We start from the raw sequence: 13231 nt of genomic DNA, 5'->3' as shown, positions 1-13231 counted from the left end.
CGGGCGGGGGTCCCAGGGTCCAAGGTCCCGCCCACGGCGTACGCGGCCCCCACGGGGACCAAGGTCCCGGCGCGGCGTGACCGGCGCCCCTGCTGAGCGCTCTGGCGGCCACGACATGATGGGGGGTGTCGAGGAGGCAGAGGCGGCAGCGTCCCGAGGGAGGGAGCGCGCTGCTGCTGGTGCGGCCGGGGATCCAAGGGAGGGAGTCCCGGACGACGAGCCTCCTCGACCTCCCTCGCGCCCGGGGCGTCCCTGCCAGGACGGTCCGGGCGCGAGGCACGCCGTCGGGACGGCGCGCCAGCGGGCGCCACTGGCGCACCGTCAGTCGACGACCTCGAAGCTGATGCCCTGGGCCCGCAGCCGGGCCAGCAGGTTGTCGCCCATCGCCTGGGCGGTGGTGACGCACCCGGCGGTGACCGGGTTGTCATCGAAGGCCAGGCACAGCGCCGACTCGGCGAGCATCTTGGCGGTCTCGGTGTAGCCGGGGTCGCCACCGCTGACCCGGGTGTGGAGCGTCCGCCCGCCGGACTCGGCGACGAAGTCGACGGTGAACCACGACTTCGCGCGCTTGGCCTCGTCGGGCCCCTGGCCCTGCGGCACCTTCGCGAGCAGGAAGCTGCGGGCCGGCGGCACCTGGGCGGCGACCGCGATCAGCGACACCCCGGCCATGCCACCGGCGGCGTAGCGCAGCGTCTTGGTGCCGGCGTAGTGGGAGTAGCGGAAGTCGGGCCCGTACGCCGCCAGCGCGGCGCCGCTGCGGGCGATGACCTGCGGGTCGAGGGTCGGCAGCGGCAGCAGCCAGTAGCCGAGGACCTTGTCGCGGTGGGGCTTGCCGGCCACGGCGCGCGAGGACCGGCCGTCGGCGGGCTTGCCCTGCGCCCGGCGGCGGGCCTTGGCCGCCGCCGACATCTGCTTGGCGCGGGAGAACGCGCCCATCGCGGAGTGGAAGGTGCCGCCCGAGGCGGTGCCCGCGGCGCGGACCACGCCGCGCATCGTGACCGGGTCGCCCTGGGCGCCGCCGGCCTGCAGCTGCTGCACGGTGAAGTAGGCGCCGAGGTCGTGCGGGATCGAGTCGAACCCGCACGCGTGCACGATCCGGGCGCCGCTGGCCTCGGCCGTGGCGTGCTGGGCGACGTAGGTGGTGTCGACGAACTCGGGCTCGCCGGTCAGGTCGACGTAGTCGGTGCCGGTCTCGGCGCACGCGGCGACCAGCGGGCCGCCGAGCTGCTGGTAGGGCCCGACCGTCGTGACGGCGACCTTGGCCCGGCGTACGACGTCGGCCAGGGCGGCCTGGTCGCCGGCGTCGACGACGACCAGCTCGAGCTCGCCGAGGTCGGGGTGCGCGGCAGCGAGCCGGCTGCGGACCGCCTCGAGCTTGGCCCGGTTGCGCCCGGCCAGCGCCCACCTCAGGCCGCTGGGGCCGTGCTCGGCGAGGTAGTCGGCGGTGAGCCCCCCGGTGAACCCGGTGGCACCGAAGAGGACGAGGTCGAGGTCGCGCTGGTCGCTCGGCATGCGCTCATCGTGGCATCCGCACACATCTCCACGCGATCGGGTGGAACCTTCGAGACGGTGCGGCCCGTCGTACGGCAGGACGCACCCGTGCGATCCGTGACGAGAGGACCCGATGGACCACGACGCCGACTACGCGGCCTACGTGCGCGAGTCGTGGAGCACGCTGGTCCGCTCCGCGGTCTTCCTCGGCTGCTCGCCGCACGAGGCCGAGGACCTGGCCCAGACGACCTTGGTGCGCTGCTACACGGCCTGGCCTCGCGTGGTGGGCGCCGACGACCGGGCGGCCTACGTCTACCGGATGCTGCTCAACTGCCTGCGCGACAGCAGGCGGCGACGCTGGTGGGGCGAGCGGCCGTCCGAGCGGCTGCCCGAGCCCGCTCCCGGCGGCGCGGCGAGCCGCGACGAGATGGCCGACGTCGACACCGCCGACGCCGTCCACCGGGCCCTGGCCGGGCTGACCAAGATCAACCGCGACGTGGTGGTGCTGCGCTACTTCACCGGGCTCAGCGAGCAGCAGACCGCCGAGGTGCTCGGCGTGCCGGCCGGCACCGTCAAGAGCCGGCTCTCGCGCTCGCTGGCCCAGCTCGCCGCCGACGACCACCTCACCGACCTGCGGCCCGACGTCACCGACTCCACCGACTCCACTGACTCCACTGAGGGAGCGACCCCATGACCGACCTCGAGAAGCACTGGGACGACCTGCCGGTCGGGCCCGCCCCCGTCGCCGCGATCCTGCGCGAGGCGCGCCGTACGTCGGCCGCCGAGCGCCGGCGCCGCCCCGAGGCCCGGCTCAAGCGGTCGCTGGCCGCGGTCACCGTGCTGGGCGGCGTCGCTGCGGCGTTCGTGGCCGGCACGGTGGTGTCGTCGCCGGGGCCGTCCGGGGAGGGGCCGCTGGGCGGCTCGCCGGGTGGCGCGGCGGGGATCACGCCGGCGGCGTTCCAGGGCGAGCTGCAGGCGCCCGCGTCGTGCGACGAGCTGCGCCAGCACTACGTCGACCGCGGGCTCGACCTGGTCAGCGAGTACGGCTGGGGCGGGCGGGTCTACTACGACGGCCTCTACTACAACCCCACGCTGAGGCGGGGCCCGAACGAGCGCTTCACGGACTTGTCCGGCGCCATGCCCCGCGGCGGCTACGCCCCCCAGCTCACTACGGGAAAGGGTTTGCAGACGGCCGGCGCGTACGGCTCCGACACCGGCACCAACGTCCAGGAGGCCGGGGTCGACGAGCCCGACAGCGTCAAGACCGACGGACGGATCCTGGTGCGGCTGCGCGAGGCCGAGCTGACGACGTACGACGTCTCCGGCGACACCGTCCGCGAGCTCGGCCGCCTCGACCTCGGCGACTTCCACGACGGCGAGATCCTGCTGTCGGGCCAGACGGTGGTCGCGGTCGGCGACGACGGCACGCGCTCCCCGGGCTACGACGTCTACGGCTACCCGCAGGCCTCCCCGCAGACCCGTGTGCTCACGATCGACATCGACGACCCGGAGGCGCCGACGCTCGAGCACACCGTCGACTACGACGCCAGCCTGGTCGCGACGCGCCAGCACGGCCCCGACGTACGGGTGGTGCTGTCGAAGGGCCTGCCCGACCTCGCCTTCGCCGACCCCGACGAGCCCGGCGCCCTGCGCACCAACCGGAGTGCGGTGGAGAGGACCACCCTCGACGACTGGCTCCCCCACGTCTCGGTCGACGGTGGCGAGCCCACCGACCTGCTCACCTGCGACCGGGTGGCGATCCCGCGCGCCGAGCTCGGGCTGGCGACGATGGCGGTCGTGGGGTTCGGCACCGCCACCCCCGGCGAGACCGACGCCCTCGGCCTGGCCGGCGACGCCCCGCTGACCTACGAGTCGTCCGACCACCTCTACCTCGCGGCCAGCGGCTCGACCGACGTGTTCGGCGGCACGATCCCGCGCGGCGGGTACGAAGCCCCCGACGGCACGACCCACGTCTACGACTTCACCCTCGGCGGCACCTCGGCGGCCTACGTCGGCGCCGGCGAGGTCGAGGGCCACGTCCGCGACCGGTGGTCGATGGACGAGCACGACGGCGTGCTGCGGGTCGCGGTCGGCCCGTCGTCGGAGACCGACGCCGCCAACTCGATCGTCACCCTGCGCGCCGACGGCGACGAGCTGGTCGAGGTCGGCCGCGTCGACCGGCTCGGCGTCGGCGAGGAGATCAAGGCGGTGCGCTGGTTCGACGACCTCGCCCTGCTCGTCACCTTCCGCCAGGTCGACCCGCTGTACGCCGTCGACCTCACCGACCCCGCCACTCCGAGGCTGGTCGGCGAGCTCAAGATCCCCGGGTTCTCCAGCTACCTGCACCCGCTCGGCACCATGCGGGTCGTCGGCGTCGGCTCCGACGGCCGCTCCGGCGCCCAGGCCGGGCTCTTCGACGTCACCGACCTGACCGACCCCCGCCGGCTCGACGTGACGTCGTACGGACGCGGCACCTACGCCAAGGCCGGCGACGACCCCCGGCAGTTCACCTGGCTTCCGGAGCAGCGGATCGTCCTCACCGTCATCGCCAAGGGCCGCGCCGGCTACGTGTCGCGGCTCCAGCTCGGCGGTGGGCGGATGACCAACGAGATGACGCGCGTGGAGTTCGGCAGCGACGTCGACGCGGTGCGGCTGGTGCCGGTGTCGGGGAGCAAGGTGGCGCTGGTGACCGGCGAGGACGTGGAGTTCTTCGACCTAAACTGACGGCATGTGCCGCAACATCCGCCCGCTCAACAACTTCGAGCCACCGGCCTCCGACGACGAGGTGCACGCGGCCGCCCTGCAGTACGTCCGCAAGGTCGCGGGCACCACCAAGCCGTCGGCGGCCAACCAGGCGGTCTTCGACCAGGCGGTGCGCGAGATCGCCCACCTCACCCGGCACCTGGTCGACGACCTCGTCACCACCGCGCCACCCAAGGACCGTGCGGTCGAGGCCGAGAAGGCCCGCGCCAAGGCCCGCGTGCGGTACGGCGCGTGAGCACTGCTCTCGGTGCGGCCGCCGAGCCCGGCGTCGAGGCGGCCCTCGAGCTGCTGGCCGGTCGACCCCTGGTCCTGCTGACGGGTGCAGGGATGTCGACCGACTCCGGCATCCCCGACTACCGCGGTCCGGGCTCGCCCAACCGCACGCCGATGACCTACCAGGAGTTCGTGTCGGGACCGCAGGCCAAGCAGCGCTACTGGGCGCGCTCGCACCTCGGCTGGGGCCGCATGAAGCACGCCGACCCCAACCCCGGGCACCACGCCTGCGCCCGGCTCGACCCCACCCTGCTCATCACCCAGAACGTCGACGGCCTGCACGAGGCCGCCGGCTCCCGCGCCCTGGTCGCGCTGCACGGCCGCATCGCCGACGTCGTCTGCCTGTCGTGCCGCGCGACCTCCCCGCGCTCCGCGCTCCAGGCCCGGCTCGAGGAGCTCAACCCCGGCTTCTCCACGCGGTACGCCGACGTGGCCGCCAACCCCGACGGCGACGTCGACCTCGACGACCCGAGCACCTGGGCCGGCTTCATCGTGCCCGCGTGCGAGACGTGCGGCGGCGTCCTCAAGCCCGATGTGGTGTTCTTCGGCGAGAACGTCCCCAAGCCCCGCGTCGAGCGCTGCTACGCCGCCGTCGAGGCGCTCGCCGACTCCGGTGGGGCATTGCTGGTCGCCGGCTCGTCGCTGACGGTGATGAGCGGCTTCCGCTTCGTGCGCCACGCCGCCAAGGCCGGCACCCCCGTCGTCATCGTCAACCGCGGCGCCACCCGCGGGGACGAGCTCGCGACGTACAAGGTGGACGCCGGGTGCTCGGAGTTCTTGGGGGCGTTGGCGTCACTCCAGCCCCAGGATTCACCGGCCGGCCGGTGAATGCTTGTCCGGGACGACGAAATTTTATCGTCCCGGTCAGGGTTTCACCGGCCGGCCGGTGAAACCTGGGACCCGTGGGACGAGACCGCCCTCAGAGCCGCTTGACGAAGATGTGGTCGGCCGCCTCGGGCTCGATCTCGGCGGTCTCGCCGCCGGAGCCGATCAGCACGCCCTCGGTGGTGGCGATCGCGGTGACGGTCTTGTCGGGCATCGCCCCGACGCGGCGCAGGGCGCTCATCAGCGACTCGTCCTTCTGCATCTCCTCGGAGATGCGGCGCACGAGCACCCGGCTCTCGGCGTCGGTGGCGGCCTTCGACAGCGGCTCGACGCCGGCCATGAAGTCCTCGCCGAGCTCGACCTCGCCGAGCTCGTCGAGGCCCGGGATCGGGTTGCCGTACGGCGACTCGGTGGGGTGGTCGAGCAGCTCGACCAGGCGGCGCTCGACGGTCTCGGAGATGACGTGCTCCCAGCGGCAGGCCTCCTCGTGGACCAGCTCCCAGTCGAGGCCGATGACGTCGGTGAGCAGGCGCTCGGCCAGGCGGTGCTTGCGCATCACGCGGGTCGCCAGTCGGCGGCCGTCGTCGGTCAGCTCGAGGTGGCGATCGCCCTCGACGGTGAGCAGGCCGTCGCGCTCCATGCGGGCCACGGTCTGCGAGACGGTCGGGCCGCTCTGGTGCAGGCGCTCGGCGATGCGGGCCCGCAGCGGCACGATGCCCTCCTCGACCAGCTCGTAGATGGTCCGCAGATACATCTCGGTGGTGTCGATGAGGTCGCTCACGCGCCCCATTCTTACCCATGCACGACAGGGTGGTCGCCACGGCGGCCCCGACTGGCACAGTGGCCGCCGTGACGTCCGTGATGTGGTTCCGCCGCGACCTGCGTACTGCCGACAACCCCGCGCTGCTCGCCGCGCTGGCCGACGGGCCGACGCTGCCGCTGTTCGTCCTCGACCCCGCTCTGTGGGACCCGTCGGGCCTGCCCCGCCGCGCCTACCTCGTCGACAGCCTGCGCGCGCTGCGCCGCGACGTGCCCGTCTCGGTGCTCCACGGCGACCCCGTACGCCGTGTGGTCGAGACCGCGCAGGAGGTGGGCGCGACGTCGGTGCACGTCGCCGCCGACTACGGCCCCTACGGCCGGCGCCGGGACGAGGCCGTCGCCGAGGCCCTCGAGGACGCCGGCATCGAGCTGGTCCGCACCGGCTCGCCGTACGCCGTGGCGCCCGACCGGGTCAAGAACGGCAGCGACCAGTCCTACAAGGTCTTCACGCCCTTCTCCCGGGCCTGGGCGGCGCACGGCTGGCGCGACCCGGCCGGCGCGCTGCCCGACGACGCCCGCTGGCGCCACCTCAAGGACACCGTCGACCTGCCCGACGTCGCGCTCCCCGACGGCATCGAGCTGCCCACCGCCGGTGAGGCCGCCGCGAACGAGGCCTGGCACGCGTTCCTCGACAAGGTCACCGACTACGACGACGCGCGCGACAAGCCCGGCGTCGAGGGCACCTCGCGGATGAGCCACCACCTCAAGTACGGCGAGATCCACCCCCGCACGATCCTCGCCGACCTTGCCGGCCGCCAGGGTGCGGGCGCGACGACGTACCGTCAGGAGATCGCCTGGCGCGAGTTCTACGCCGACGTGCTCTTCCAGCGCCCCGACACCGCCCGCGACTACTTGCGCCCCGAGTTCGCGAAGATGCAGTACGACGCCCCCGGGGCCGACTTCGAGGCCTGGCAGGAGGGGCGCACCGGCTACCCCATCGTCGACGCCGGCATGCGCCAGCTGCGCGCCACCGGCTGGATGCACAACCGGGTGCGGATGATCACCGCCAGCTTCCTGGTCAAGGACCTCCACGTCGAGTGGCAGCACGGCGCCCGCCATTTCCTGCAGTGGCTGGTCGACGGCGACCTGGCCTCCAACAACCACGGCTGGCAGTGGACCGCGGGCAGCGGCACCGACGCCTCGCCGTTCTTCCGCGTCTTCAACCCCACCAGCCAGGGTCGCAAGTTCGACCCGTCGGCCGCCTACGTCCGGCAGTGGGTGCCCGAGCTGGCCGACGTCGACGACCCCCACGAGCCCAGCAGCGCCGACCGCAAGGCCACCGGTTACCCCGAGCCGGTCGTCGACCACAAGGCCGAGCGCCAGGAGGCCCTCGACCGCTACCAGCAGATCAAGGCCTGACCCCGGTCCACGCTAGCGTGGCTGCCGTGTCTCACACGCGGCCTCCCCTGACCATCCGCGCGCGGTTCTGCGGGCCGCCCTCCTCCGGCAACGGCGGCTGGACGGCCGGCGCCCTGGCCGCCTACCTGGCGCCCGGCCCGGTGCGGGTGCGGCTGCGGGTGCCGCCGCCGCTCGACGTACCGCTGACCGTCGAGGTCGGCGAGGACGAGCGGCTGGGCGAGACGGCGTGGGTCGTGCGGGGTGACGTGCTGGTGGCCGAGGCGGCCCCGGCCGACGCCGTCGTCCCCACCGTGCCGGGGGTCGACGCGGCGACCGCGCGGGCCGCGGAGGCGTCGTACGCCGGGCTCACCTCGCACCCGTTCCCGACCTGCTTCGTGTGCGGCACCGCGCGCGGCGAGGGCGACGGGCTGCGGATCTTCCCCGGCCGGGTCGCCGACGACCCGCAGGGCCGGGTACGGGTGGCCGCCACCTGGACCCCCGACGCCAGCCTGGGCGACGACACCGCCTCGCTGCCCGTCACCTGGGCCGCGCTCGACTGCGTCGGTGGCTGGGCCGGCGACCTCGAGGAGCGGCTGATGGTGCTCGGCTCGATGACCGCCCACGTGCGCGACCTGCCCCGGGTGGGCGAGCAGCACGTCGTGGTCGGCAGCCACCAGGGCACCGCCGGACGCCGTACCTACACCGCCGCCACGCTCTACGCCGCCGACGGGCGCGTGCTCGGCACCGCGGAGCACGTGTGGTTCGCGGTGGACCCGAAGGACTTCGCGTGAGCGCGCCAGGGCGCGAGTGGTGGCGTGACGCGGTCGTCTACCAGGTCTACGTGCGCAGCTTCGCCTCCTCCGGCGAGCGCGGCGGCGGCCCCGGCATCGGCGACCTGCCCGGCATCACCAGCCGGCTGCCCTACCTGCGCGACCTCGGCGTCGACGCCGTGTGGATCACGCCGTTCTACACCTCCCCGCAGCACGACCACGGCTACGACGTCGCCGACTACCTCGACGTCGACCGGCTCTTCGGCACCCTCGACGACGCCGACGACCTGATCGCCCGGGCGCACGAGCTCGGCCTCAGGGTGATCGTCGACCTGGTGCCCAACCACACCTCCGACGAGCACGCGTGGTTCCGGGCCGCACTGGCCGCCGGGCCCGGCAGCCCCGAGCGGGCGCGCTACCTGTTCCGTGACGGGCGCGGGGCCGACGGCAGCGAGCCGCCCAACAACTGGCGGTCGGTCTTCGGCGGCCCGGCGTGGACCCGGGTGCCCGACGGCCAGTGGTACCTCCACCTCTTCGACACCACCCAGCCCGACCTCGACTGGCGCAACCCCGAGATCGGCGACATGTTCGAGGCGGTGCTGCGCTTCTGGCTCGACCGGGGCGCCGACGGGTTCCGCGTCGACGTCGCCCACGGGCTGGTCAAGGAGGCGTCGCTGCGCGACCAGGAGATGCCCCCGGGCACCGAGGGCCGCGACCCCAACAGGGTGCGCGAGGAGTCGATGGTCGCGCGCACCGACTTCGACGAGCCGATGTGGGACCAGCCCGAGACCCACGACGTCTACCGGCGCTGGCACCGCGTGCTCGCCGACTACGACGGCGACCGGATGGACGTCGCCGAGGCGTGGGCCCGCACCCCCGAGGCGATCGCGGCCTACGTGCGCCCCGACGAGATGCAGCAGGCGTTCAACTTCCTGTGGCTGCTGGCGGGCTGGTCGGCGCAGGAGTTCGCCGACGTGGTCACCAGCACCTTCGCCGCGATGGACCCCGTCGGTGCCAGCCCGACGTGGGTGCTCAGCAACCACGACGTCGTCCGCCACGTCACGCGCTACGGCGGGGGCGCGCAGGGCCTGGCCCGGGCGCGGGCCGCGACCCTGACGATGCTGGCGCTGCCGGGGTCCTCCTACCACTACCAAGGCGAGGAGCTCGGGCTCGAGCAGGTCGACGTGGCCCCCGAGGACCGGCAGGACCCGTCGTGGTTCCGTACCGGCGAGGTCGGCCGCGACGGCTGCCGGGTGCCGGTGCCGTGGTCGGGCGACGCCCCGCCGTACGGCTTCGGCCCGGGCACGTTGCAGCCGTGGATCCCGCAGCCGCTCGACTGGGCGGGGCTGACGGTCCAGGCGCAGACCGGGGTCGAGGGGTCGACGCTCGAGCTCTACCGTGCCGCGCTGGCCGCGCGGCGCGAGCTGCCGGCGGTCGACGCGGTCGACGTGCGCGTCGAGGCCGACGTGCTGGTGGTCGAGCGGGGCGACGTCACGGTCGTCCTCAACTGCGGGACCACCGAGGTGCCGCTGCCCGAGGGTGAGCTGCTGCTCGCGAGCGGCCCGGTCGACGCCGCCGGTGGCGTCGCGGGGTCGCTGCCGCCCGACACCGCGGTGTGGCTCAGGCCTGCGGGTCGGTCGCGTTGAGGGCCCGGTTGTAGCGGCTGAGCTGGGCGACGAACGACGACAGGTCGTCGTCGGACCAGTCGGCGAGCTTCTCGCCGAGCTGCTTCTGTCGGTGCTCGGTGACGTCGGCCATGCGGGTGCGGGCCTCGTCGGTGACCGAGAGCAGGGTGGCGCGGGCGTCGGCGGGGTCCTTCTCGTGGGTCAGCAGCTCGAGCTCGACGAGGTGCTTGACCTGGCGGCTGATCGCTCCCTTGTCGACCTCGAAGAGCTCCGAGATCGCCGAGGCCCGCACGGGCTCGCCCTGCGCGATGGTCGTGAGAATCAGGTACGACGCGGGCTGCAGGTCGGGGTGGACCAGCCGAGCCCGCTCGCCGATCACGCGGCGTACGCGACGGATCAGGACGCCGACCTCGCTCTCGAGGTCACGCAGGGTGTCGGTACGACTCATCGCACGCCCCGCGCGGGCACGGGCACGGTGGCACCGCGCTCGCCGACCGCGTCGCCCGCCGCCTCGACGGGCTCATCGCGGTCGTCGATGGTGGTCCGCAGCGGGACCTCCTTGATGAACAGCACGCACACGAGGGCAAGGATCGCAAAGGGCACGGCGATCAGGAAGATGTGTCCGATGGCTGTGCCGAACGCGTGCTCGTAGAGGTCGCGCACGGGCGCCGGCAGGGCCGCGAGGTCGGGGATCGAGCTGCTCTGGTGGCTGGTCTCGGTGATGCCCATGGCGGCCAGGCCGGAGCGGACGGTGTCGGCGACCTGCGTGGAGAGCACCGCACCCAGGGCCGAGACCCCGATCGAGCCGCCGAGCGAGCGGAAGAACGCGACGACCGAGCTGGCCGCACCCATGTCCTCGAGCTTGGTGTTGTTCTGCACGGCGAGCACGAGGTTCTGCATGGTCGCACCGAGGCCGAGGCCGACCAGGGCCATGAAGAGGCCCACGACCGGCAGCGGGGTGTCGGCGTCGATCGAGCCGAGCAGGGCGAGCCCGGCGACGACGAGCACCAGCCCGCCGACCAGCCAACGCTTCCAGATGCCGGTGTTGCTGATGATGCGGCCGCTGACGACGCTCGACACGAGCAGCCCGCCGACCATGGCGACCGACATCAGGCCGGCCTCGGTCGGGCTCATGCCGCGGGCGAGCTGGAAGTACTGGCTGAGGTAGACGGTCGCGCCGAACATCGCGATGCCGACCATGACCGACGCGGTGGTGGCCAGGGCGGTGGTGCGGTCCTTGAACAGGCGCAGCGGGATGATCGGCTCGACGGCCACCTTCGCCTCGACGTAGAGCGCGGCGGCGATGGTCAGGACGCCGGCGGTGACGAGGACGGCGGTGGTGGTGGAGGCCCAGGCGAACGAGGAGCCGGCCAGCGACACCCAGATGAGCAGGAGGCTGACGCCGCCGACGATGAGCGTGGCGCCGAGGAAGTCGATGTGCACCTCGCGCTTGACGACCGGCAGGTGGAGCTTGCGCTGCAGCACGACGAAGGCCGCCAGGGCGAAGGGCATGCCGACGAAGAAGCAGCCGCGCCAACCCAGGGGGCTGTCGACGACCAGGCCGCCGATGAGCGGGCCCGAGACGGTGGCCAGGCCGAAGACCGCGCCGATGTAGCCGGAGTAGCGACCGCGCTCACGCGGGCTCACCATCGAGGCGATGACGACCTGCACCAGGGCGGTCAGGCCACCGACGCCGAGGCCCTGGATCACCCGGCCCCCGATCAGCACGCCCATGCTTGGTGCGAACGCGCAGACCAGGGACCCGGCGGTGAAGATGACCAGCGCGCTCTGGACCAGGAGCTTCTTGCTGAACAGGTCGGCGAGCTTGCCCCAGATCGGGGTCGTGGCGGTCATGGCCAGCAGGGTCGCGACGACCACCCAGGTGTAGCCGGACTGCGAGCCCTCGAGGTCGGTGACGATGCGCGGCAGCGCGTTGGTGACGACCGTGCTCGACAGCATCGCGACGAACATCGCGAGCAGCAGGCCGCTCAGCGCCTCGAGCACCTCGCGGTGCGTCATGGGTTCGGAGGACGTGTGGACTGACGGGTCGGTCGTGGTCACGGTGGCTGGCTCCATGGGAACTAGAAGGTTGTCGGGGTCAACCTTATTCCAGATTGGTTGACCGTGACAACCAACGTGAGGTGGGTCACCCGGGGTAGTCCCTGCGAAAATCACGACGCGGGGCACCAGATCCGTGATTGTCGTCAGGGACTATCCGGGGCCACCGTCGTCCGCGACCGCGCAAAAACGGACAACCCGCAGGCGTGGCCTCCGGATCCGGGGATCTGGAGGCCGCCCCCGGGGACATGGTCCGGGTTCGCCTGCGGGTCGGGTGACTGCGGTGGATTGACCAGCAGCCTCATCGGGTCGTGTCGGTGGCCCGATGTGATGCCGGGCTGCTAGTGCGCAGCCACCTCACTTGTCCTATGGGAATGCATGCTTAGGACCACCTCCTTTCCGTGTACGACGAGCGTAGGTCGGCCCACCACGGCCCACAAGAGGTTTAACTAACCCCTATGAGTGAGCGCCCCCGACCAACCGTCACCACGTCGTACGACGGCCCCGTCGCGGTCGTGACCCTCGACCGCCCCGAGCGGCGCAACGCCGTCGACAGCGCGACCGCGGCCGCGCTGCTCGCGGCCGTCGAGGCGGCCGACGCCGACCCCGAGGTGGCCGTGCTGGTGCTGACCGGCGCGGGCGGCTACTTCTGCGCCGGCGCCGACCTGCAGGCGCTGGCCGCGGGCGACCGGCAGGACGTCGTGCTCGGCGCCGACGGTCCGGGCCCGATGGGTCCGACCCGGCTGCGCACCGTCAAGCCCGTCGTCGCCGCGATCGAGGGGCCGGCCGTGGCCGGCGGTCTGGAGCTGGCGCTCTGGGCCGACCTGCGGGTCGCGGCGTCCGACGCCGTGCTGGGCGTCTACTGCCGCCGGTTCGGCGTGCCGCTGATCGACCTGGGCACCGTCCGCCTGCCCCGCCTGATCGGGCACAGCCGGGCGATGGACCTCATCCTCACCGGCCGCGGCATCGACGGTGTCGAGGCCGAGCGGATCGGCCTGGTCAACAGGGTCACCGAGCCCGGCGACGCGCTGCGCACCGCCGTCGCGCTGGCCCACGACCTCGCCGCGCTCCCCCAGCAGTGCCTGCGCAACGACCGCCGCTCCGCGATCGAGCAGTGGGGCCGGTCCGAGGACGACGCGATGCGGCACGAGTGGATGCTCGGCCTCGACACGATGGCCTCGGGCGAGACGCTCGACGGCGCGTCGCGCTTCACCGGAGGGGCCGGACGGCACGGTGGTTGAGGTGCGAGCGCAGCGAGCCTCGAAACCC

At 73.1% G+C, this 13231-nt stretch carries 12 protein-coding genes; 8 read left to right on the top strand and 4 right to left on the bottom strand.

Annotated features, from left to right (window positions below; all coding sequences use genetic code 11):
* Positions 1-321: 321 nt before the first annotated feature.
* Entirely contained in the window at positions 322-1512 is a 1191-nt protein-coding gene (locus tag FZC61_RS09045) for a saccharopine dehydrogenase family protein (protein ID WP_148613802.1), read from the bottom strand.
* Positions 1513-1624: 112 nt separating this feature from the next.
* Between FZC61_RS09045 and FZC61_RS09040 the strand changes: the two genes are divergently transcribed.
* From FZC61_RS09040 to FZC61_RS09025, 4 genes are read left to right on the top strand one after another with little or no spacing between them, the layout of a single operon-like run.
* Positions 1625-2185, top strand: a complete 561-nt coding sequence (locus FZC61_RS09040) for a SigE family RNA polymerase sigma factor (RefSeq protein WP_148613801.1) — start codon at positions 1625-1627, stop codon at positions 2183-2185.
* Positions 2182-4215, top strand: coding sequence for a beta-propeller domain-containing protein (locus tag FZC61_RS09035; protein WP_148613800.1), 2034 nt, complete (start codon positions 2182-2184; stop codon positions 4213-4215). The genes FZC61_RS09040 and FZC61_RS09035 overlap by 4 nt, the downstream gene beginning before the upstream one ends.
* A gap of 4 nt (positions 4216-4219) precedes the next feature.
* Positions 4220-4489: a DUF2277 domain-containing protein gene (locus FZC61_RS09030; protein ID WP_148613799.1), complete on the top strand. Its 270-nt coding sequence runs from the start codon at positions 4220-4222 to the stop codon at positions 4487-4489.
* Positions 4486-5355 carry an NAD-dependent protein deacetylase gene (locus tag FZC61_RS09025; RefSeq protein ID WP_246142611.1) on the top strand — a complete coding sequence of 290 codons (870 nt, stop codon included), beginning with the start codon at positions 4486-4488 and terminating at the stop codon, positions 5353-5355. Before FZC61_RS09030 ends, FZC61_RS09025 begins: the two co-directional genes overlap by 4 nt.
* A gap of 91 nt (positions 5356-5446) precedes the next feature.
* Here FZC61_RS09025 and FZC61_RS09020 read toward each other — a convergent pair whose 3' ends face one another.
* Positions 5447-6133 carry an iron-dependent transcriptional repressor DtxR gene (locus tag FZC61_RS09020; protein WP_148613798.1) on the bottom strand — a complete coding sequence of 229 codons (687 nt, stop codon included), beginning with the start codon at positions 6131-6133 and terminating at the stop codon, positions 5447-5449.
* A gap of 68 nt (positions 6134-6201) precedes the next feature.
* On the opposite strand from FZC61_RS09020, the gene FZC61_RS09015 reads away from it, so the two are divergent.
* Genes FZC61_RS09015 through FZC61_RS09005 form a run of 3 tightly spaced genes read left to right on the top strand, consistent with a single transcriptional unit; the run spans position 6202 to position 9925 of the window.
* The gene (locus FZC61_RS09015; RefSeq protein WP_246142610.1) at positions 6202-7530 is read left to right on the top strand and encodes a cryptochrome/photolyase family protein; all 1329 of its coding nucleotides are present in this window, start codon (positions 6202-6204) and stop codon (positions 7528-7530) included.
* Between the two features lie 26 nt (positions 7531-7556).
* Positions 7557-8300: a hypothetical protein gene (locus tag FZC61_RS09010; protein ID WP_246142609.1), complete on the top strand. Its 744-nt coding sequence runs from the start codon at positions 7557-7559 to the stop codon at positions 8298-8300.
* Entirely contained in the window at positions 8297-9925 is a 1629-nt protein-coding gene (locus tag FZC61_RS09005; protein WP_148613796.1) for a glycoside hydrolase family 13 protein, read from the top strand. Before FZC61_RS09010 ends, FZC61_RS09005 begins: the two co-directional genes overlap by 4 nt.
* On the opposite strand, the gene FZC61_RS09000 is transcribed toward FZC61_RS09005, so the two are convergent.
* Positions 9900-10352 carry a MarR family winged helix-turn-helix transcriptional regulator gene (locus FZC61_RS09000; protein ID WP_148613795.1) on the bottom strand — a complete coding sequence of 151 codons (453 nt, stop codon included), beginning with the start codon at positions 10350-10352 and terminating at the stop codon, positions 9900-9902. The genes FZC61_RS09005 and FZC61_RS09000 overlap by 26 nt on opposite strands.
* Positions 10349-11923, bottom strand: a complete 1575-nt coding sequence (locus FZC61_RS08995) for an MDR family MFS transporter (protein ID WP_148613794.1) — start codon at positions 11921-11923, stop codon at positions 10349-10351. Before FZC61_RS08995 ends, FZC61_RS09000 begins: the two co-directional genes overlap by 4 nt.
* 497 nt (positions 11924-12420) lie before the next feature.
* On the opposite strand from FZC61_RS08995, the gene FZC61_RS08990 reads away from it, so the two are divergent.
* On the top strand, positions 12421-13203 hold the full coding sequence (locus tag FZC61_RS08990) for a crotonase/enoyl-CoA hydratase family protein (protein ID WP_148613793.1): 783 nt from the start codon (positions 12421-12423) through the stop codon (positions 13201-13203).
* Positions 13204-13231: the final 28 nt, after the last annotated feature.

Origin of the sequence: Nocardioides rubriscoriae (genome assembly GCF_008087085.1) — a bacterium.
Lineage (GTDB): Bacteria > Actinomycetota > Actinomycetes > Propionibacteriales > Nocardioidaceae > Nocardioides > Nocardioides rubriscoriae.
The sequence above is the reverse complement of the archived record's forward strand: the minus strand, read 5'-3'. Positions and strand labels throughout refer to the sequence as shown.

Bases quoted from the DNA above. Each gene is read 5' to 3' on its own strand.
- FZC61_RS09045 (WP_148613802.1), bottom strand. From the start codon at position 1,512: ATGCCGAGCGACCAGCGCGACCTCGACCTCGTCCTCTTCGGTGCCACC.
- FZC61_RS09040 (WP_148613801.1), top strand. From the start codon at position 1,625: ATGGACCACGACGCCGACTACGCGGCCTACGTGCGCGAGTCGTGGAGC.
- FZC61_RS09035 (WP_148613800.1), top strand. From the start codon at position 2,182: ATGACCGACCTCGAGAAGCACTGGGACGACCTGCCGGTCGGGCCCGCC.
- FZC61_RS09030 (WP_148613799.1), top strand. From the start codon at position 4,220: ATGTGCCGCAACATCCGCCCGCTCAACAACTTCGAGCCACCGGCCTCC.
- FZC61_RS09000 (WP_148613795.1), bottom strand. From the start codon at position 10,352: ATGAGTCGTACCGACACCCTGCGTGACCTCGAGAGCGAGGTCGGCGTC.
- FZC61_RS08995 (WP_148613794.1), bottom strand. From the start codon at position 11,923: ATGACGCACCGCGAGGTGCTCGAGGCGCTGAGCGGCCTGCTGCTCGCG.
- FZC61_RS08990 (WP_148613793.1), top strand. From the start codon at position 12,421: ATGAGTGAGCGCCCCCGACCAACCGTCACCACGTCGTACGACGGCCCC.